Origin of the sequence: Pseudomonas sp. ef1, from assembly GCF_007293365.2 — a bacterium.
In the GTDB taxonomy this organism is placed as follows: Bacteria; Pseudomonadota; Gammaproteobacteria; order Pseudomonadales; family Pseudomonadaceae; genus Aquipseudomonas; species Aquipseudomonas siliginis.
Genome location: NZ_CM129815.1, coordinates 2,515,063 through 2,534,939, shown reverse-complemented (window position 1 = coordinate 2,534,939; position 19,877 = coordinate 2,515,063). Strand labels below are relative to the sequence as shown.

The 19,877-nt window shown below is 60.8% G+C and carries 23 protein-coding genes; 10 read left to right on the top strand and 13 right to left on the bottom strand.

What is annotated here, in order from left to right:
• Positions 1–118: 118 nt before the first annotated feature.
• Complete coding sequence (locus FEE99_RS11505; protein WP_041478838.1) at positions 119–1,195, top strand: DUF748 domain-containing protein; 1,077 nt, start codon at positions 119–121, stop codon at positions 1,193–1,195.
• Here FEE99_RS11505 and FEE99_RS11500 read toward each other — a convergent pair.
• The gene (locus tag FEE99_RS11500; RefSeq protein WP_041478839.1) at positions 1,192–1,689 is read right to left on the bottom strand and encodes a helix-turn-helix domain-containing protein; all 498 of its coding nucleotides are present in this window, start codon (positions 1,687–1,689) and stop codon (positions 1,192–1,194) included. The two genes, FEE99_RS11505 and FEE99_RS11500, sit on opposite strands and share 4 nt — an antisense overlap.
• A gap of 225 nt (positions 1,690–1,914) precedes the next feature.
• On the opposite strand from FEE99_RS11500, the gene FEE99_RS11495 reads away from it, so the two are divergent.
• Positions 1,915–2,760 carry an AAA family ATPase gene (locus FEE99_RS11495; RefSeq protein WP_007911294.1) on the top strand — a complete coding sequence of 282 codons (846 nt, stop codon included), beginning with the start codon at positions 1,915–1,917 and terminating at the stop codon, positions 2,758–2,760.
• Between the two features lie 12 nt (positions 2,761–2,772).
• The gene (locus FEE99_RS11490; RefSeq protein WP_016771218.1) at positions 2,773–3,951 is read left to right on the top strand and encodes a vWA domain-containing protein; all 1,179 of its coding nucleotides are present in this window, start codon (positions 2,773–2,775) and stop codon (positions 3,949–3,951) included.
• 87 nt (positions 3,952–4,038) lie between these two features.
• Here the strand turns inward: FEE99_RS11490 and FEE99_RS11485 are convergent, their stop codons facing one another.
• From FEE99_RS11485 to FEE99_RS11470, 4 genes are all read right to left on the bottom strand, one after another.
• On the bottom strand, positions 4,039–4,962 hold the full coding sequence (locus FEE99_RS11485; RefSeq protein WP_041478840.1) for a 5-oxoprolinase subunit C family protein: 924 nt from the start codon (positions 4,960–4,962) through the stop codon (positions 4,039–4,041).
• A complete protein-coding gene (gene pxpB, locus FEE99_RS11480; protein WP_041478841.1) occupies positions 4,959–5,663 on the bottom strand; it encodes a 5-oxoprolinase subunit PxpB in 705 nt (234 codons plus the stop codon). Before pxpB ends, FEE99_RS11485 begins: the two co-directional genes overlap by 4 nt.
• On the bottom strand, positions 5,660–6,412 hold the full coding sequence (locus tag FEE99_RS11475) for a 5-oxoprolinase subunit PxpA (protein ID WP_041478842.1): 753 nt from the start codon (positions 6,410–6,412) through the stop codon (positions 5,660–5,662). The genes pxpB and FEE99_RS11475 overlap by 4 nt, the downstream gene beginning before the upstream one ends.
• Positions 6,413–6,474: 62 nt before the next feature.
• A complete protein-coding gene (locus tag FEE99_RS11470; RefSeq protein WP_016771221.1) occupies positions 6,475–7,761 on the bottom strand; it encodes an MFS transporter in 1,287 nt (428 codons plus the stop codon).
• Positions 7,762–7,920: 159 nt separating this feature from the next.
• On the opposite strand from FEE99_RS11470, the gene FEE99_RS11465 reads away from it, so the two are divergent.
• Positions 7,921–8,835, top strand: a complete 915-nt coding sequence (locus FEE99_RS11465) for a LysR family transcriptional regulator (RefSeq protein WP_041478843.1) — start codon at positions 7,921–7,923, stop codon at positions 8,833–8,835.
• 269 nt (positions 8,836–9,104) lie between these two features.
• On the opposite strand, the gene FEE99_RS11460 is transcribed toward FEE99_RS11465, so the two are convergent.
• Genes FEE99_RS11460 through FEE99_RS11450 form a run of 3 tightly spaced genes read right to left on the bottom strand, consistent with a single transcriptional unit; the run spans position 9,105 to position 10,949 of the window.
• Positions 9,105–9,647, bottom strand: a complete 543-nt coding sequence (locus FEE99_RS11460; protein ID WP_016771223.1) for a DUF2937 family protein — start codon at positions 9,645–9,647, stop codon at positions 9,105–9,107.
• A 12-nt stretch (positions 9,648–9,659) separates the two neighbouring features.
• Positions 9,660–10,436 (bottom strand): class II glutamine amidotransferase, encoded by a 777-nt coding sequence (locus tag FEE99_RS11455; RefSeq protein WP_041478844.1) that lies wholly within the window; start codon positions 10,434–10,436, stop codon positions 9,660–9,662.
• A 15-nt stretch (positions 10,437–10,451) separates the two neighbouring features.
• Positions 10,452–10,949 carry a hypothetical protein gene (locus FEE99_RS11450; protein ID WP_041478845.1) on the bottom strand — a complete coding sequence of 166 codons (498 nt, stop codon included), beginning with the start codon at positions 10,947–10,949 and terminating at the stop codon, positions 10,452–10,454.
• 236 nt (positions 10,950–11,185) lie between these two features.
• Here FEE99_RS11450 and FEE99_RS11445 point away from each other — a divergent pair, with 236 nt between their 5' ends.
• Both FEE99_RS11445 and FEE99_RS11440 read left to right on the top strand, forming a co-directional pair.
• Positions 11,186–13,240, top strand: coding sequence for a S9 family peptidase (locus FEE99_RS11445; RefSeq protein ID WP_041478846.1), 2,055 nt, complete (start codon positions 11,186–11,188; stop codon positions 13,238–13,240).
• 195 nt (positions 13,241–13,435) lie between these two features.
• A complete protein-coding gene (locus FEE99_RS11440; RefSeq protein WP_016771227.1) occupies positions 13,436–13,909 on the top strand; it encodes a cyclic nucleotide-binding domain-containing protein in 474 nt (157 codons plus the stop codon).
• Here the strand turns inward: FEE99_RS11440 and FEE99_RS11435 are convergent.
• Positions 13,906–14,190, bottom strand: a complete 285-nt coding sequence (locus FEE99_RS11435; RefSeq protein ID WP_041478847.1) for a hypothetical protein — start codon at positions 14,188–14,190, stop codon at positions 13,906–13,908. The two genes, FEE99_RS11440 and FEE99_RS11435, sit on opposite strands and share 4 nt — an antisense overlap.
• An 80-nt stretch (positions 14,191–14,270) precedes the next feature.
• Between FEE99_RS11435 and FEE99_RS11430 the strand changes: the two genes are divergently transcribed.
• The 4 genes from FEE99_RS11430 (at position 14,271) to FEE99_RS11415 (ending at position 16,487) form a co-directional block, all read left to right on the top strand.
• Complete coding sequence (locus FEE99_RS11430) at positions 14,271–14,957, top strand: spermidine synthase (protein WP_016771229.1); 687 nt, start codon at positions 14,271–14,273, stop codon at positions 14,955–14,957.
• 47 nt (positions 14,958–15,004) lie between these two features.
• A complete protein-coding gene (locus FEE99_RS11425; protein WP_447121763.1) occupies positions 15,005–15,430 on the top strand; it encodes a YajD family HNH nuclease in 426 nt (141 codons plus the stop codon).
• A 127-nt stretch (positions 15,431–15,557) separates the two neighbouring features.
• Positions 15,558–16,028: an RNA methyltransferase gene (locus FEE99_RS11420; RefSeq protein ID WP_007911337.1), complete on the top strand. Its 471-nt coding sequence runs from the start codon at positions 15,558–15,560 to the stop codon at positions 16,026–16,028.
• An 81-nt stretch (positions 16,029–16,109) separates the two neighbouring features.
• Positions 16,110–16,487: a YgaP family membrane protein gene (locus tag FEE99_RS11415; RefSeq protein ID WP_041478848.1), complete on the top strand. Its 378-nt coding sequence runs from the start codon at positions 16,110–16,112 to the stop codon at positions 16,485–16,487.
• 120 nt (positions 16,488–16,607) lie between these two features.
• On the opposite strand, the gene FEE99_RS11410 is transcribed toward FEE99_RS11415, so the two are convergent.
• The 4 genes from FEE99_RS11410 to rnd all read right to left on the bottom strand — a co-directional run bounded on the left by FEE99_RS11410 (position 16,608) and on the right by rnd (position 19,773).
• The gene (locus FEE99_RS11410) at positions 16,608–17,057 is read right to left on the bottom strand and encodes a YcgN family cysteine cluster protein (RefSeq protein ID WP_016771232.1); all 450 of its coding nucleotides are present in this window, start codon (positions 17,055–17,057) and stop codon (positions 16,608–16,610) included.
• 254 nt (positions 17,058–17,311) lie between these two features.
• Positions 17,312–18,244, bottom strand: a complete 933-nt coding sequence (locus FEE99_RS11405) for a D-2-hydroxyacid dehydrogenase (RefSeq protein ID WP_041478849.1) — start codon at positions 18,242–18,244, stop codon at positions 17,312–17,314.
• 105 nt (positions 18,245–18,349) lie between these two features.
• Entirely contained in the window at positions 18,350–18,643 is a 294-nt protein-coding gene (locus FEE99_RS11400) for a YcgL domain-containing protein (RefSeq protein ID WP_041478850.1), read from the bottom strand.
• Positions 18,640–19,773 (bottom strand): ribonuclease D, encoded by a 1,134-nt coding sequence (gene rnd / locus FEE99_RS11395; RefSeq protein ID WP_041478851.1) that lies wholly within the window; start codon positions 19,771–19,773, stop codon positions 18,640–18,642. Before rnd ends, FEE99_RS11400 begins: the two co-directional genes overlap by 4 nt.
• Between the last annotated feature and the right edge of the window lie 104 nt (positions 19,774–19,877).

The following is a 19,877-nucleotide window of genomic DNA, read 5'->3' as shown; positions in this document are numbered from 1 at the left end:
AATTCAGCCTTCCAAGGTAAGCCCGTTGCCGATCACAGTCCAGTCGGGTCGAACGTCTGCAAACGCGCGGAGTCAATCGCTTTGAATCGTCAAGCCACACTCTTGAAGGAACAATGGCATGAAACGTCGTTACAGCTGGCCGCTCTGGACCCTGGCGGGTGTCGTGGTGCTGCTGGTCGCCCTGCATTTCGCCCTGCCCTATCTGGTACGCGACTACCTCAATGACAAGCTCGCGGACATGGGCGATTACCGTGGCCAGATCACCGATGTCGACCTCGCGCTGTGGCGCGGCGCATACAAAATCAATGGCCTGAAAATCGTCAAGGTCGATGGCAAGGTGCCGGTGCCGTTCGTCGATGCGCCGTTGATCGATCTGTCGGTGAGCTGGCATTCGTTGTGGTACGACCATGCCGTGGTCGCGCAGGTGCAATTTCTCAACCCCGAAATCAACTTCGTCGACGGTGGCCCCAACAAGCAGAACTCGCAAACCGGTCAGGGCACCGACTGGCGTGAACAATTGGGCAAGCTGCTGCCGATCACCCTCGATGAAGTGCAGATCAACGACGGCCGTATCACCTTCCGCAACTTCAATTCCAAGCCGCCGGTGAACATGAATGCCAGCAACGTCAACGCCAGCATCTACAACCTGACCAATGTGGTCGACAAGGGAGGCAAACGCGACGCGCGCTTTGAAGGCAAGGCGTTGCTGCTGGGCCACGCGCCGCTGGAAACCACCGCCACCTTCGATCCGCTGAGCAACTTCGAAGACTTTGAATTCCGTCTGCGCGCTCGCGACATCGAGCTCAAACGCATGAACGACTTCGCCGCCGCCTACGGCAAGTTCGACTTCAACGCCGGCCACGGCGACGTGGTTATTGAAGCGAAGGCAGAGAAAGCCCGACTCACCGGCTACATCAAACCCCTGCTGCGCGACGTCGACGTATTCAACTGGCAGCAAGACGTCGAAAACAAGAACAAAGGCCTGTTCCGCTCAATCTGGGAAGCGCTGGTCGGCGGCACCGAGACCGTGCTGAAAAACCAGAACAAAAACCAGTTCGCCACTCGCGTCGAACTCAGCGGCAATGTTCACCAGCAGAACGTCAACGCCTTCGAAGCGTTTCTGCAGATTTTGCGCAATGGCTTCATCCAGGCATTCAATGCGCGGTACGAACGGCCGAAGCCGGATGAGGGTTAAGTTTTGCGGTTGACGACATATCGACCTGTGTCTTCGGCCGCTATCGATGAACGCTGTTGCAGCGAATCCCAGCCCAGACAGGCCAACGCCAAAGAACGTGGCACTGCTTCACGCCCATTGCTGTAACGGCTGATGCTGCGAGCGCTCACACCGAGCGCTTCGGCCGCATCATTGAGAGAAAGTCCGGTACGGGCGCGCCAATCGATAAAAATGCGCGTGTTCTCATCCTGGGCATTTTGCGCTAGCGCATCCATATACAAGGTGTCTGCACCGATCTGTACGTCGGGATCAACCCATTCAACGATCCACCCCTCGTCCCCGACTACGGCAGTCGCAAAGACTTCGCGATCAAGCAGTGGCCGCAGACCTGGATAAGTATGAATATCCATCCCCAAATCAACTGTCAGTTCCTGACCATTGATAAATGTCAGCGCCAACCTGAAATCCGACAGGACGTGCGCAGATCGCAGACGCGGCCGTTTCATGGGTAACATCGATTTTCTGCCCTTTTTACTAACCGAGTAAGAAAGGCTATCGCCAAATCGGCGATACCGGAATACTGGCCATCCGCCGAGACTGAGTCAACATGTGACGCTCCATTCAGAGACTGAATAAGCCGTCTGCGTTCACAGTCGACCGGCGTGCGCGTTATAGTCGGGCATCCGATTATTCGCCCCGCCCTGCCCGTAAGGTCAGCGTTACCGTTCGAGGATTTGCAGATGAAGTTCGAAGGCACCCAGGCCTACGTCGCCACCGATGACCTGAAGCTGGCGGTCAACGCCGCCATCACCCTGGAACGGCCGCTGCTGGTCAAGGGTGAACCGGGCACCGGCAAGACCATGCTCGCCGAGCAACTGGCCGAATCGTTCGGTGCCAAGCTGATCACCTGGCACATCAAGTCCACCACCAAGGCCCATCAGGGTCTGTACGAGTACGACGCGGTCAGCCGTTTGCGCGACTCGCAGCTGGGCAATGAAAAAGTCCACGACGTGCGCAACTACTTGAAGAAAGGCAAGCTCTGGGAAGCCTTCGAGTCCGAAGAGCGGGTGATTCTGCTGATCGACGAAATCGACAAGGCCGACATCGAGTTCCCCAACGACCTGTTGCAAGAACTCGACAAGATGGAGTTCTACGTTTACGAAATCGACGAGACCATCAAGGCCAAGAAACGCCCGATCATCATCATTACCTCCAACAACGAGAAAGAGCTGCCGGACGCCTTCCTGCGCCGCTGCTTCTTCCACTACATCGCCTTCCCCGACCGCACTACCCTGCAGAAAATCGTCGACGTGCACTACCCGGACATCAAAAAGGACCTGGTCAGCGAAGCGCTCGACGTGTTCTTTGACGTGCGCAAGGTACCGGGCCTGAAGAAAAAGCCTTCGACGTCCGAGCTGGTCGACTGGCTGAAACTGCTGATGGCCGACAACATCGGCGAAGCGGTGCTGCGCGAGCGCGATCCGACCAAGGCCATTCCGCCGCTGGCAGGCGCACTGGTGAAAAACGAACAGGACGTGCAACTGCTTGAGCGCCTGGCGTTCATGAGCCGGCGCGGCACCCGCTAAGAGGCTGCTGCCATGTTGCTCAACCTGTTCAACGAAATGCGTGCAGCCAAGGTACCGGTGTCGGTACGCGAGCTGCTCGACCTGATCAACGCGCTGAAACAGCGCGTGACCTTCGCCGACATGGACGAGTTCTATTACTTGTCGCGGGCGATTCTGGTGAAGGACGAGCGCCATTTCGACAAGTTCGACCGCGCGTTCGGTGCCTACTTCAATGGCCTGGAGAAACTCGACGATCACTTGCAGGCGCTGATTCCCGAAGACTGGCTGCGCAAGGAATTCGAGCGTTCGCTGAGCGACGAAGAACGCGCGCAGATCCAGTCCCTTGGCGGGCTGGACAAGCTCATCGAGGAATTCAAGAAGCGTCTGGAAGAACAGAAGGAACGTCACGCCGGCGGCAACAAATGGATCGGCACCGGCGGCACCAGCCCGTTCGGTTCCGGCGGTTTCAACCCGGAAGGCATCCGCGTTGGCGATGCCGGCAAGCGTCAGGGCAAAGCGGTCAAGGTCTGGGATCAGCGCGAGTACAAGAACCTCGACGATTCGGTGGAACTGGGCACGCGCAACATCAAGGTCGCCCTGCGTCGTCTGCGCAAGTTCGCCCGTCAGGGTGCGGCGGAAGAACTCGACATCGACGGCACCATCGACCACACCGCCAAGGATGCCGGCCTGCTGAACATCCAGATGCGCCCGGAACGGCGCAACACGGTGAAGCTGCTGCTATTGTTCGACATCGGCGGCTCGATGGACGCGCACGTAAAGATCTGCGAGGAATTGTTCTCGGCCTGCAAGACCGAGTTCAAGCATCTTGAGTATTTCTACTTCCACAACTTCATTTATGAATCGGTGTGGAAGAACAACATGCGCCGCACTTCCGAACGCACCTCGACCCAGGATCTGCTGCACAAATACGGCGCCGACTACAAAGTGATCTTCATCGGTGACGCCGCCATGGCGCCTTACGAAATCACCCAGGCCGGTGGCAGCGTCGAGCACTGGAACGAAGAGCCGGGTTACGTGTGGATGCAGCGCTTCATGGAAAAATACAAGAAGCTCATCTGGATCAACCCGTATCCAAAGGACACCTGGGGCTATACCTCGTCGACCAACATCGTCCGCGATCTGATCGAGGATCAGATGTATCCGCTGACGCTGCGCGGGCTTGAAGAAGGGATGCGGTTTCTTTCCAAGTAATCGTTAACACGACGACGCCTTCGCGAGCAGGCTCGCTCCCACATTGGAATGCTTTGACCTGTGGGAGCGAGCCTGCTCGCGAAGCTTTTAGCGATCTTTAAAGCGCTGCAAATACTCAACATGCTCGCGGTGCGCGACGTCCTGCACTACCGGCCTCAATCTCACCTTCGCTCCCGGCAGGCATTGCGCCAATCGTGCCAACGCCAGCGGCGTCAACGCGCCCAGGCGCGGGTATCCGCCAATGGTCTGGCGATCGTTGAGCAACACGATCGGCTGGCCATCGGGCGGCACCTGCACCGCGCCCAACGGAATCCCCTCGGAGATCATCGGCGCGCCCTGATATTGCAACGCCGAGCCGAGCAGGCGGATGCCCATGCGGTCGGCGCGACTGTCGAGTGTCCAGCGACTATTGAATACCTCAAACAGGCTTTGCCCGCTGAACAGGCCGATCTGCGCGCCGATCACCAGATCCAGCGGTTTGTCGGAGCGCAGGTCCGGTTGATGCGACTGCGGTACTTCACGCACCTGCCGGGGTTCGCCGCGATAACTCAAGGTTGCCCCTCTTGTCAGCGGCACGCCCAGGCCATCAAGCCCTCCGAGCTCTTCGCGCACCACCGTGGCACTGCTGCCCAGCACCTGCGGCGCGGCAAAACCGCCGGGGGCCGCCAGATAAGCTCTAGCGCCAAGCAACGGCTGGGTAAATCGCAATGTCTGGCCTTTCGCCAATTTGAAACTGCGCCACGGCGCCAGCGGCTGGCCGTCGATCTGCGCGCCGAGATCCGCTCCCGCCAGCGCCAGCAGGCAATCCTCTTCAGCCACCACGGCAAACCCGCCGAGGGTGATTTCAACCACTGCTGCATCCAGCTCATTGCCGAGCAGCCAATTGGCCCAGCTCATCGAACACCAATCCGCCGCGCCGCCCTGGGTCACGCCCAGATGCCGCACGCCAAACCGCCCGGCGTCCTGCAACAGGCACAGCGGTGTGCTGGCTTCGATCGTCAATCGACTCATGCCAACGCCTCCAGTGGGGTGTCATCGCCGCCCAAGCGTATGAATTCGGCGTGATCGACCGCTTCGAAGCGCACCGTGTCGCCCGGTTGCATCAGGCTGTAGCCGTCGCGATGGCGATCAAACAGTTGCGCCGGGGTGCGCCCGATCAGGTTCCAGCCACCGGGTGAAACTACCGGATAAGCCGCCGTCTGCCGCTCAGCGATGCCCACGCTGCCGGCGGCAACTTTCTTGCGCGGCGTGCTCAAGCGCGGCGCGGCGAGCATCTCTTCGACCAGGCCCATGAAGGCAAAACCCGGCGCAAAGCCAAGGGCGAACACCTGATATTCCCGTGAGCTGTGGCGACGAATCACCTCCTCCACCGCGAGGCCGCTGCGTTCGGCCAACAGGCTCAATTCCGGGCCGACACTCAAGTCGTACCAGACCGGCAAGACGTGACACTGCCCGGCACTGCGCGCATTCGGCGCCAGATCGATCAGCGCTTCGGCGATCAATTCGCGCGCCTGCGCCGGACTCAACAGCGTCAGATCGTAATGCACCATCAACGTCGTATAGGACGGCACCAGATCGATCAGCCGGGCGCCAAACACCGTGCGCAAACGCTCGCTGGCGGCGAGCAGCCACGGCATGTTGGCTTCGGCGATTTCATCGAACAGACGCAGCATCAGGCAGTCGAGCGCCACCACTTCAATCCGTGGGTTCATGACGCACTCGACTGTTGCAAGGCTTGGCGAATGCGCTGCACCGCGGCCACGGAACTGGCGTTGTCGCCGTGGACGCACAAGGTATTGGCGCGCAGGATCAAGGCGCTGCCATCGCTGGCGGTGAGCGCGCCGCCATCGGCAATGGTCAGCGCTTGCTCGATGATTTTTTCGGCATCGTGATGCACGGCGCCCGGCAGTTGCCGGGAGACCAGCCGGCCGGCGCTGTCGTAGGCACGGTCGGCGAACGCTTCAAACCACAGCGTTACGCCGTATTCATCGCCAATTTGCTGCGCCGCAGCGTTGTCTCGGGTCGCCATCAACATCAGCGGCAAGCTGCGGTCATACGCGGCCACGGCCTGCACCACCGCGCGCAACTGCGCCGGGTTGGCCATCATGTCGTTGTACATCGCGCCGTGGGGTTTGACGTAGCTCACGCGTCCGCCCTGCGCCTTGCAGATGCCGTCCAGGGCGCCGATCTGGTAATGCAGGATGTCTTGCAACTCTTGCGCGGAATAGGCCATGGAACGTCGGCCGAATCCGACCAGATCCTGATAGGCCGGGTGCGCGCCAATCTGCACGCCGTGCTCGAGCGCCAGCGCCACGGTTTTGCGCATGATGCTCGGGTCGCCAGCATGGAAACCGCAGGCGATGTTGGCGCAATCGATGAAGGGCATGACTTCGGCGTCCAGACCCATGGTCCAGCTGCCGAAGCTCTCGCCAATGTCGCAATTCAATAGCAGGCGGCTCACGGTGAACACTCCTGTAGCTGCTGGTCTTTTTATCTGTAGGAGACTTCTGCGCAGGGTATCAGTTACTGCGCGTCGAGTTGCTTGCCACGGGTTTCCGGCAGGCTCAGCGCCGCCAGAATCACCACGCCATAGGAGACCGCCGCGAAGGCGCCGATGCCCATGCTCAATGGCACTTTCTGGCTGAGCAGGCCGATCAACAGCGGGAACAACGCCGCCAGCGCGCGGCCGATGTTGTAGCAGAAACCCTGGCCCGAGCCGCGAATCCGCGTAGGGAACAATTCGGTGAGAAACGCGCCCATGCCGCTGAAAATCCCCGAGGCGAAGAAGCCCAGCGGAAAGCCCAGCCAGAGCATCACGCCATTGCTGACCGGCATCTGCGTGTAGAGCAGAACGATGGTGAACGAGCCGACGGCAAACAAAATGAAGTTCTTTTTCCGCCCCAGCAGGTCGGTCAGATACGCGCTGATCACATAACCGACATAGGAACCGACGATCACCATCGCCAGATAACCACCGGTGCCGAGCACGCTCAAACCGCGCTCGTTCTTGAGGAAAGTCGGCAGCCAGGAGGTGATCGCGTAGTAGCCGCCCAGCGCACCGGTGGTCAGCAAGGAAGCGCGAAACGTGGTGAAGAGCATTCCCGGCGCGAAGATCTCGTAGAACTTCGCCGGGTTTTCCGGAGTTTGCGCGGCTTTGGCTTCGCGATATATCTCCGGATCTTTCACCAGTCGACGGACAAAAATCACGAATATCGCCGGCACGATGCCAAGGATGAACAGCGCGCGCCACGCATCTTCCGCTGGCAACACCGAAAACAGCAGCGCGTACAGAATCGCCGTCAGGCCCCAACCCAGCGCCCAGCCGGATTGCACCATGCCCACCGCTTTGCCGCGATCCTTGGCGCGGATCACTTCACCGATCAACACTGCGCCAGCGGTCCATTCACCGCCGAAACCGAAGCCCATCAGGGTGCGGGCGATCAACAATTGTTCGTAGTTTTGCGCGAAGCCGCAGAGGAAGGTGAAGAAGGCGAACCACAGCACCGTCAGTTGCAGGGTGCGCACGCGGCCGATGCGGTCGGAGAGAATCCCGGCGACCCAACCGCCGATGGCCGAGGCGATCAGGGTGCTGGTGTGAATCAGTCCCGCTTCGCCCGTGGTGATGCCCCACATCGCGATCAGCGTCGGCACAACGAAGCTGAGCATCTGCGTGTCCATGCCATCCAGGCCGTAACCGATCTTGCAGCTCCAGAACGTGCGGCGCTCCTGCTGGTTGATGTTGCGATACCAGTCGAAAGGCCCGGGGCGCGCCGCAGGCTTGGATAAAGGAAGGGTGTCGGGAGCACTCATGGCAAATCTCCGCAGGGCTTTTATTGGTCTTGTTCGAAGCTCCGACGACGCCTATCGTGGGAACCGGATGCGCCGATTTTTCGTCGCCCTGCCCTGCGCCGTCCAACGAATAAAAACCCGCCTTAGGCATAAGAAAAATTTGTCACTCGAGCCTTGTCCATGAATCTGAAGTTTCTCGAGACCTTTGTCTGGGTCGCGCGCCTGAAGAGTTTTCGCCTGACCGCTGACAAGCTGTTCACCACCCAGGCATCGATTTCCAGCCGCATTGCGGTGCTCGAAGGCGAGCTGGGCGTAAAGCTGTTTTTGCGCGACTCACGCGGCGTCAGCCTGACCCCGGAAGGCCTGAAAGTGCTCGACTATGCCGAGCAGATGCTCGACACCATGGCGGCGCTGAAGCAGTCGATCGAGACCCGTTCGAGCAAGGTCGGGCGGGTGCGTATCGGCGTGATGGACACAGTAATCCATACCTGGCTGAGCCCGCTGGTGGCGCAGATGACCGATCTGTACCCACGCGTGGAAATCGAATTGGTCGCGGATACCGCGCTGAACCTCTGCGATCAACTGCAAAAAGGCTTCCTTGATCTGGTTCTGCAAACCGATCTGGTCCGTCACGAAAGCGTGCGCAGCCTCGAGCTGGCGAGCCATCCGCTGGGCTGGATTGTCGCGAGCAATTCGATCTACAACCGCGACTACGCCGACCTCGCCGAACTGGCGCAGGAGCGGATCATCACCTATTCGAAAAACTCACGACCGCATCAGGATATCGTCGCGCTGATGCAGGCCAGCGGCGTCATGGCGCCACGCTTGAATTGCGTGAACTCGGTGTCGGCGATCACCCGGTTGTTGCGCGATGGCTTCGGTATCGGCGCGCTGCCGCCGGTGCTGGTGACCGAGGAGCTGGCACGGGGCGAATTGATCTTGCTCGACATCGAGCAGCGGCCGGCGAATCTGCCGGTGGTGGTGTCGTGGCGGGTCGGGGTTGAGTGGGTCGAGGAGATTGTGACGTTGTGTCAGCAGGTCTTGGCGGGGTATGCGCAAAAGGTGGGCGAGGACTGCATCACCCTCACTGAATGATTAGTGGCGAGGGGATTTATCCCCGCTCGGCTGCGCAGCAGTCGTGATTGCGGCCAACGCGGTCTTTCAGTGCAGGTTTTGGGGCTGCTGCGCAGCCCAACGGGGATAAATCCCCTCGCCACAGAATTCATTCGCCACAGAACCCACTCCCCCCATAGCCCATTCACCACAGAGCCCACTCAACTCAGTACCCACCCACCACAGAGCCCACTCACCACAGAATCCCCAATGCCATAAAGCCTCTGTTGCCAGAGGGGATTGTGCAAGTCTTACAAACCGCGCACGTCGCGATCTTCGATCGGTCGGCTCTGGCGCAGGCGGCGGCCGCCGAGGACGACCCAGTCGATCAGGCGAAACAGGCATTCGATGCCGAACGACAGCAGCAACGCGCCGCTCATGCCCCAGATCATCGCCTCTGGCGTCAGCAGGATCTGGTAGCTGTAGCCGTTCCAGGTTTCCTTGCGAATATCCGGATCGGCGGCCAGGACCACTTGCAGGAAGCGCACATACCACGGCCCTTGCATCGCCTGGAACTGCTTGTCCAGCGCGACCTGGCGGGTGAGCAAGGTGTTCAGGCTGTCAGCATCGCTGCGGAAAATCGGGTCTTCGCTGGCACGGTAATGCGCGACCAGCGCCTGCATATCGCCTTTGAAAAACTGATCCGCCGTGCCCTGGAAACCACGCAGACCGGTCTGCGCTTCGATCAGGTGCGCTTCGACACGTTGCGCGTAATCGTTGATGAACCCCGGCACCTGGACACCGATCAACAGGCCCGCCGCAAACAACACCAGCCGTAGATAACTGAGCAACATGGATGCAAATCCTTATTCGGTCTTGCCCTGGCTGACGCATTCGCCGCGTCGCCACAGGCTCCATTGGCCCGGTTCGTAACGGGTCCAGGTTTCGTTTTCGGTCAAAGGCTCGGTGGCAATCACCGTGACCACGTCGTTGGGCGTGGTTTCGGCCTGGAAATCGACGATCACATCGACATCCTTGAGCCGCGCCGGGCCGAACGGGGCGCGGCGGGTGATCTGGGCGAGTTTGGTCGAGCAATAACAGAACAGCCAGTCGCCGTCGCTGAGCAGGCAATTGAACACGCCTTTGCTGCGATATTCGGCGCAAGCGGCGACCAGATCCGGCAGCAGCACTTCGATATCGACCGGTTCCGGAAACGCCGCGCGCACACGGTTGAGCAGGTCGCAGAATGCCGCTTCGCTGTCGGTATCGCCGACCGGTCGGTAGAAACTCTTGATCGCAGTGAAGTCGGCGAGCTGGCCGTTGTGCGCAAAACACCAGTTGCGCCCCCACAGTTCGCGGACGAACGGGTGAGTGTTGGACAGGCAGACCTTGCCGACGTTGGCCTGGCGAATATGGCCGATGACCACTTCGCTCTTGATCGGATAACGTTGCACCAGGTTGGCCACTTCCGACTCGCTGCTCGCTGCCGGGTCCTGAAACAGACGCAGGCCCCGCCCTTCGTAGAAGGCAATGCCCCAGCCGTCGCGGTGCGGGCCGGTGCGTCCGCCACGCTGCATCAGGCCGGTGAAGCTGAACACGATGTCGGTCGGCACGTTGGCACTCATGCCCAGTAATTCACACATGTGCGGACTCTCGGGTTACAGACGCGGCTCGACCCGCATGCGCTGCGGATTGTTCGGCACCGGCGGGCGACCGTAGCGGTCGTCACCGGCGCCGCCGAACGGTTGATCATCGTCGCGCTCTTCGGCACGGGCCGCAGCCTTGGCGGCCTCGGCGCGTTCACGCCGTGCTGCCGAGGCACGCTCGATCGGCAGGCGGATCAAGACGAAAACCAGATACACCCCGAAGGCGATCATGCCGTACATGAACAGATCGGAAACCGCGCGCCAGGCGTTGTTGCCGACCTTGAACAGCATGTCCAGGGCGGTGATGGCGATAGCCGGTGCAACTTTGGCTTTCACCGGATCGACGATGGTCGGGCTGAACAGCAACACCGCCATCAGCACACGCAGCGGCTCGCGCAGCCAGCGCCACATCCAGGTGGTCAGGCGCATCCATACCAGCAGGCAGCCCACGGCGGCAAAGGCGTAAAGGCCCCAGGCGATCAGATAGTCGTTCTCGGTCATGGTGTCCATGGCAAGGCAGGCAAATAGGCGCTTATAGTAACGACTTTTCGCCCATGCGGCTTGTCCCAATACCAGACGGCCAGCAGCCGCCCCTGTGGGAGCGAGCCTGCTCGCGAATACGGACTGTCAGTTGCAACAGCGTTGCCTGACACACCGCTTTCGCGAGCAGGCTCGCTCCCACACGGGCTGCGGCGCTTTCAAGACCTGCGAAAAACCCAATTCCGAATATTGTCCGAGAGCCTTCCATGCCCCAATCCGCCAATGTCATGACTGCCCCGATTGCCCAGCGGGCGCCCGGCGCCGACCCGTATGCCTGGCTGCAGGAACGCGATACCGACGCGGTGCTCGACTACCTCAAGGCTGAAAACGCTTATCAGGAAGCGCAAATCGCCGATCAGGCCGAGCTGCGCGAAAGCCTGTTCAACGAAATCAAGGGGCGGATTCTCGAGACTGATCTGTCCCTGCCCTCGCCCTGGGGCCCGTATCTGTATTACACGCGCACCACCGCTGGTGATGAATACGCCCGGCACTATCGCTGCCCGCGTCCTGCGGACGACAGCCTGACCCTCGATGAAAGCCGCGAACAATTGCTGCTCGACCCGAATGCGCTGGCCAATGGCGGCTTCTTCTCGCTCGGCGCTTTCAGCATCAGCCCCGATCACCAGCGCCTGGCCTACAGCGTTGATGCCTCGGGCGATGAGATCTACACGCTGTTCGTCAAGGAGCTGTCCAACGACAAGGTCAGCGAACTGGAATTCGAGGACTGCGACGGCAGCATGACCTGGGCCAACGACAGCCTGACCGTGTTTTTCGGTGTGCTCGACGACACCCATCGCCCGCATAAACTGTTTCGCTATCGTCTCGATGGCACCGCCGCTGAAGAAGTCTTCCACGAGCCGGATGGGCGTTTCTTCCTGCATTGCTACCGCGCCAGCTCCGAACAGCAATTGCTGCTGTCGCTGGGCAGCAAGACCACCAGTGAAGTCTGGGCGCTGGACGCCAACCAACCGCACCTGCCGTTCAGCTGCCTGGCGCCACGGGTCGAAGATCACGAATACGACGTCGACCACGGCCTGCTCGATGGCGTCTGGACATGGTTTATCCGTACCAACCGCGACGGCATCAACTTCGCCCTGTATCAGGCCCCGGACACTGGCGTGCCGCCGAGCGAGGCCGACTGGCAGAACCTGATCCCGCACAACGAAGAAGTGATGCTCGACGGTGTCAGCCTCAACACCGAGGCGATGACTTTGAGTCTGCGCGAAGGTGGCCTGCCGATCATCGAGGTTCACCCGCAGGGCTCGGCGCCGTATCGCGTGCAATTGCCCGATGCGGCCTACAGCCTCCACGTGCAAAACAGCCTGGAATTCGAGAGCGACCGCATTCGCCTGCGCTACGAAGCGTTGAATCGCCCGGCCCAGGTGCGCCAGTTGATTCTTGCCAGCGGCGAACAAACGGTGCTCAAGGAAACCCCGGTACTCGGCCAATTTGATGCCGACGCCTATGTCAGCCAACGCCTGTGGGCGACCGCCCCGGACGGTACGCAGGTGCCGATCAGTCTGGTGATGAAACGCGAGATGGTCGGTAAACCGGTGCCGCTGTATCTGTATGGTTATGGCGCTTACGGCTCCAGCCTCGATCCGTGGTTTTCTCACGCCCGCCTGAGCCTGCTCGATCGCGGCATGGCCTTCGCCATTGCCCACGTACGCGGCGGCGGCGAGCTAGGCGAAGCCTGGTATCGCGCCGGCAAGCAGGAACACAAACACAACACCTTCAGCGACTTCATCGCCTGCGCCGAATTCCTGATTCTCAACGGCATCACCACGGCGGAGAAACTGGCGATCAGCGGCGGCAGCGCCGGTGGCCTGCTGATCGGCGCGGTGCTCAACCAGCGCCCGGACCTGTTCGGCGTGGCGATTGCCGAAGTGCCGTTCGTCGACGTGCTCAATACCATGCTCGACCCCGATCTGCCGCTGACCGTCACCGAATACGACGAATGGGGCAACCCGGAAGAACCGGACGTCTATGATCGGATCAAGGCTTACGCACCGTACGAAAACGTCACCGCGCAGGCTTATCCGCCACTGCTGGTGATCGCCGGCTACAACGACAGCCGCGTGCAGTACTGGGAAGCGGCCAAGTGGGTAGCAAAATTGCGCGCAACCAAGACCGACGACAATGTGCTGCTGCTCAAGACCGAACTGGGCGCCGGGCATGGCGGCATGAGCGGGCGCTATCAGGGATTACGTGACGTAGCGCTCGAATATGCATTTGTGTTCAAGGTTTTGCAGATTGCCTGAGGAACTCTGTGGGTGGCTTGGGTCTTAACAGCAGACCAAAAGCCTCCACCGATTCCCTGTGTAGGAGCTGTCGAAGGCTGCGATCTTTTGATCCTGGTTTTGAACGACAAGATCAAAAGATCGCAGCCTTCGGCAGCTCCTACATGGGGACCGTGTGCTCCTTGGAAACAGTGATAACAAAAAGACCGCATCGACATGTCTGAACCGACCTTTCTGAACAACGAAATCCGCGACTGGCTGATGGACTGTGGCCTGTTCGATCAATTGCAGCTGGCCGACTTCGCGGCCGCTTCCGGCTATTTCAGCATCAGCACCGTGGCTGAAGGCGAGGCGATTTTTCGCGAGGGCGATGCCGGCAGTTTCATGTGCATCATCCACACCGGCCAGGTCGCCGTGCAGAAAACCGGCGCTGATGGCCAGGTCATCACCATGGCCACCCTGCGCAGCGGCCGGGCCTTCGGTGAAATGGCCGTGCTTGATGGCGAGCGCCGCTCGGCTACCTGCATCGCGGCGAGCAATTGTCAGTTGCTCAATCTGGGCAAGGACTCGCTGGAGAAAATGCTCAACGACGCACCGAAAATCGCCGCGAAGATCATCCGCGCCCTCGCCGTCTCGCTGTCCAAACGCCTGCGCATGGCCGATGGCCAGCTCGCCGCGCAACAGGTTTAGCCGCCCGGGGATTTGATCTTGTTGCCGTTCGGCTCGATGCCCGGCATAGGTTGATCCTTGCTCGGCGGGCTGGGCATTTCAATCGGCACCAGTGGCGGGCTGCCGCTACCGGCGCCCGACTTGGGCAGGGTGATCGGGGTGATCTGCGGATACGGTGTCGGCGTCGCGGTGCCGGGCGAGCCGGGTTGCGGCGTTGGGCTGACCGGAACGCTCTGCTGGGCCTGCACTGCAGTAATCGCGAGCGCGGCCAGGGTAATGACCGTTAGAATGGTGCGCTTCATCAAGGGCTCCGTTTGGCCTTTAGTCTGTGCTCAGGCTACTCCCAACGCGCCTGCTTGCCTTCCCCCCTTTAGAGATTTCCATGAAACGTTTCGTTCTGCTCGACACCACCCCGATCCCTGAAAACGGCGGTGCCCTGTGCCTGTTCGAGTATGGCGAGGATTTCGTCATCAAGATCCAGGGCGGCGACGGCGGACAGTTGATGAACACGCGCATGCACGGTTCCGAGGACGCACTGGCAGAAATCCCCTGCCGCAAGGTCGCCGGCCGGCCGAATTCGCGGGTGTTGATCGGCGGCCTGGGCATGGGTTTCACCCTCGCCTCGGCACTCAAGCACCTGGGCAAGTCCGCCGAAGTGGTGGTCGCTGAGCTGGTGCCCGGCGTGGTCGAGTGGAATCGCGGCCCGCTCGGGGAGAAGTCCGGTCGGCCATTGCTCGATCCGCGCACGGTGATCCGCATGGAAGATGTGGCCAACGTGCTGCAAAGCGAGCCGAACGGTTTCGATGCGATCATGCTCGACGTCGACAACGGCCCCGAAGGCCTGACTCAAAAGGCCAACAGCTGGCTGTATTCCGCTGCTGGCCTGAATGCCTGCGCCAAGGCGCTGCGCCCCAAAGGTGTGCTCGCGGTATGGTCGGCCAGCGCCGACCGACAGTTTTCCGACAAATTGAAGAAGGCCGGTTTCAAGGCCGAAGAAGTCCAGGTCTTCGCCCACGGCAACAAGGGCACCCGTCACACGATCTGGATTGCCGAGAAGCTCAAGGGCTGAGCTAAACTGCGCATAACCGTCATCAGTCTTTCTGCAAAGGTGAACCCATGAGTTCGTCCACCCCCACCAACACGTCGAAGCTGGACCGCATCCTCGCCGACAACCAGCGCGACAAGGAAATGGGCTACCGCGACAAGGCCCTGAAGATGTACCCGCACGTCTGCGGCCGCTGCGCCCGTGAGTTTTCCGGCAAGCGCCTGAGCGAACTGACCGTGCACCACCGCGACCACAACCACGACAACAACCCACAGGACGGCTCGAACTGGGAGCTGTTGTGCCTGTATTGCCACGACAACGAACACTCGCGTTACACCGATCAGCAGTATTTCGGCGAGGGCTCGCTGAGCACACCGAAGATCGCCAAGGCCACGCATAACCCGTTTGCGGCCCTGGCTGGCCTGATGAAAAAGAAGATTGAAGATCTTCATCGCCTGAGCTGGCCCTTTCGCGAGCAGGCTCGCTCCCACAGTTGAAATGCGTTCCCCTGTGGGAGCGAGCCTGCTCGCGAAGGCGGCCGGCCAGGCACCACAAATCTCGAATCTGCCCGCCCTCCCCCAATCCCCGTATAATCGCCCTCTTTTTCCCGAAGGCACCCCGCTCGTGGCAGACAAACGGTACAGCTGCATTGGTTTGTATAACCCCAAATCACCGGAGAACGTCGGTTCGGTGATGCGCGCCGCAGGCTGTTACGGCGTGGCGTCGGTGTTCTACACCGGCAAGCGTTATGAACGCGCCGCCGACTTCGTCACCGACACCAAGCGCGTGCACTACGACATCCCGTTGATCGGCATCGACGACCTGAAAAAAATCCTTCCGCTCAACTGCGTTCCCGTCGCGGTAGAGCTGGTCGAAGGCGCAAGGCCGCTGCCGGAATACACCCACCCCGACCGCGCCCTGTATATCTTCGGGCCGGAAGACGGCTCGCTGGATAAAGAGATTCGCGACTGGTGCGAAGACGTCGTGTACATCCCGACCACCGGCTGCATGAATCTCGCCGCCACGGTCAACGTCGTGCTCTACGACCGCATGGCCAAGGGCCTGAACACGCGCTCCGGGCCGAAATTCCGCTGAAGCGTCGCACATTCGATGGAACAAGCTGACGGCCCCGGCAGTCAGCTTATCTATCAATCGCACCCTGCCTGGAGATAGATCATGAGCGAGCTCAAACGCGTAGAACGCATCGAATCCACCCCGTTCCAGTCGCCTTCGCACAAGAATGTGCATGGCTGGGAGCGCGTCGGCTCGTTGACCGGCGGCGTGCTGATGGTCGGCAAGGGCCTGCGCCGTGGCGGCGTATTCGGCCTGCTGCAAGTGGCGCTCGGCGGCGTGGCCGTAGCCCGTGGCATCACCGGACACTGCTCGGCAAAAAGCCTGTTGGAAAAAGGCCGTCAGGACATGAACAACGTGCGGACGAAGATCGAACGCGCCGGGGAAGAACTGAGCAAGTTGAAGACTAATGCCGAAGTGGCTACTGAAACAGCCACCGTCACCGGCAATGATTCGCTGACCTCGCCGAAGGCCGGCGTCTGAGGCTTTAAAGCAAAAGATCGCAGCCTGCGGCAGCTCCTACACGGAATCACGTTTTCCATTGTAGGAGCTGCCGAAGGCTGCGATCTTTTGATTTTACGGGTTCAACAACTCACCACCTCATCAACCCGCGCGAAAAATCAGATGATCTTCCCAGTCATCCTCCGGCACGCTGCCTTCGGCGAGCATGCGCCCGGACTGGGAAATCCGCTCATGGTGCACCGCGTCGCGGTCGCCACACACCAGGTGATGCCATAACGGCAGATCCTTGCCCTCGCTGACCAGACGATAACCACAGGTCGGCGGCAGCCACTTGAATTCTTCCGCCTGACCCGGCGTGAGCTGAATGCAGTCCGGGACAAACTTGATCCGGTTCGGATAATCGCTGCACTGGCAGGTTTTCAGATCCAGCAGTTTGCAGGCGATGCGCGTGTAATAGACGCTGTTGTCTTCTTCATCCTCGAGCTTTTGCAGGCAGCACAGACCGCAGCCGTCGCACAGCGATTCCCATTCCTCGTGATCGAGTTGATCGAGGGTTTTGCGTTTCCAGAACGGTTCGACTATGGCGGCCATGGCTCAAGCATCAACATCAAGGTGGTGAAAAGGCCGCCAGTCTAGTGCCAGCGGGCGCGGGGGCCAAGCGCTGGCGACTGCCGGTAAATCCGCTTGTCCGCACCAGCGCCGCCCGCTGAGCAAACTGGTGGCTACACTTTGAAACCAATGTGGGAGCGAGCCTGCTCGCGAAAGCGCTGTGTCAGACACGCTGTTGTCGACTGACACGCCCTCTTCGCGAGCAGGCTCGCTCCCACAGTGAAATCGGTGGAGAGTCAGTAACCGCGGGTGAAATCCACCTCGCCGCGCAAAGCTTCACCTGCCTCATACGCTTTCAGGTTCTGCACAAACAAATCCACCATCAGCGCCGGCGAGGTCGGTGCCGAACTGTGCCCGGTCAGCAACAAGCCCCATGCGGTCCAGAATGGATGGCGTTGCGGCAATGGCTCCTGACGGCAAACGTCGATCACCGCGCCGGCCAGATGCCCTTCCTTCAAGGCTTCTACCAGATCGGCATCGACCACTGCGACACCACGCCCGGCGTTGATGAACAATCCGGTCGGCTTGAATTGCTTGAACAGCGCCGCGTCGTAGATATCGTGGGTGTGTTCGGTGTTCGGCAGCAGATTGACCACGTAATCCACTTCGCCCACCAGACGCGGAAGATCGGCCAGCGCGCCGACTTCGACAAATGGTGCCTGTTCGCGGGCACTGCTGGCGATACCGTACAGCTCGACGCCGAACGGCCGCAGAAACTGCGCAACGCTCTGGCCGATGTCACCGGTGCCGACGATCAGCACCTTGCGCCCTACCAGACTCTGGCCGCTGCGGTTGTCCCACTTGCGCTCGACCTGGCTGACCAGCCGCGCCAGCACTTCGCGTTCGTGGCCGAGGATGTAGGTCAGCACGTATTCAGCCATGACCTGACCGAAAATCCCCACGGCGCGGGTCAGACGATAGTCGCGGCGCAGGCCGTCGGCGAGCAGCGGCGTGATGCCGGCCCAGGTCGATTGCAGCCATTGCGGTTGATGGCCCTGGCGCAGCAAGGTCGCCAGCAGATCCGGCTGGCCCAGCCACACCGGGCAATCGGCGGCCTGACGCGCCAGTTCGGCGGAGTCGCCGCTGGTCAGGATTTCAAGCTCGGGCAGCGCCTGACGCAGCAGGCGGGCGTATATCGCGTAGTCGTGTTCGGCAATCAGAACGCGCATCTTCAAACCTTTCGCAAACCGTGCAGACAGCCGCCGGGGTCGGGCCGGCCATCGCGGTAAAAACAGTTCCAGGGTTAACCGAGGCCCAGAACAGGGCCTCGCGGGTCAGACCGGGTCGTTGCGTCGCAGCAACTCTTCGGGCAAATGCTCGATGTACTCGTCCTCGGCCGGTGGCATCTGCAGGTGATAGCCCTGCTTGTCGAGGTTTTCCAGAACCACGGTGATGTCTTCGCTGGCCAGCTTGCGCTCGGGCGACAGCACCAGATCGAAGGAATGCTTCGCTTTGCCGAAAGCCGTCATCAGCGCCTCTGGCACGCGCTCGAGCGCATCGCTCTTGAGCACGTAGAGATACATGCCGCTGCGCTTGGAGCTTTGGTAGATGGAGCAAATACGTTTCAAGGCTGTTCTCCGGCGGTGGCCAGGCTGTCGAGCAGCTTCTGGCCGAGCAATTCGCGGCGCCAGCCACGCAGCGAATCGGGCAATTGGTAAGGCCCCTCGGGGAAGCCGCTTTTGACCAGGGCTTCGAGGGTTTTCTTGCGCAGCATCAGTTCCGGGGCAATACCCAGGCGTTCGGCCTCGGCCTGACCCAGCGCGCGCAGTTGCTTGATCAGCGCAGCGGCTTCGATCGGCAACGGCTCCGGCACTGCCGGCGGCCATTGATCTGGCCCCACACTGCCAGAGCGCTTGATCAGATCAAGTAGAAACTGACCGTCCTGACGTACGGTACGCGGGTGCATGTCTTCGATCTTGCCCAGCGCCGCGAGGTTATCCGGCTGGGTGCGGGCCAAGGGCCACAGCGAGTGTTCACGGACGATGCGGTTGCGCGGCAGGTCGCGGGCGCGGGCTTCTTTTTCGCGCCAGGCGCACAGCTCACGCAGCACGGCGAGTTGTGCACGGGACAACTTCCACGCCAGTTTCGCCTCGCGATACACCTCGTAAGGATCAGTTTCGCGGCGCAGGTTGGCGACCAGTTCGGCGCCATCCTCCAGCACCCAGGCGAACTTGTCGTCGGACAGCTTGGGCCGCAACTCGACGAACACCTCGGCCAGATGCACGGCATCTTCGGCGGCATAGCTGATCTGGGTTTCGGACAGCGGACGCTGCAACCAGTCGGAACGGGTCTCGCCCTTGGGCAGGTCGATGCCGAGCACTTCCTGCACCAGTCGCGAATAGCCCATCGAAAAACCGAGGTTCAGGTAAGCGGCGGCCAGTTGCGTGTCGAACAACGGCGACGGCAGGCTGCCGGTCAGGCGCAGAAGCACTTCGAGGTCTTCGCTGCAGGCGTGCAGGACTTTCAGCACCGCCGGGTTTTCCAGCAACGCTGCCAGCGGTTGCCAGGCGTTGATGGTCAGCGGGTCGATCAGGTAGGCGCGTTTGCCGTCGCCGATCTGCAACAGGCCGGCAATCGGATAGAAGGTGTCGACCCGCATGAATTCGGTGTCGAGGGCAACGAACGGCAGCTGCTGCCACTCGGCGCAAAACTGCGCGAGGCTTTCGTTGTCGCGAATCCAGTGAATATCGATAGCCACACGGCTCTCCCTTGAAGAATGGCGCGCAGTATATATCGCCACCGACGATTTACGCGCCTTTGAAGGGCAAGAGCTGTAAGGAAATGTCTTGCCTGTCAGCAAGA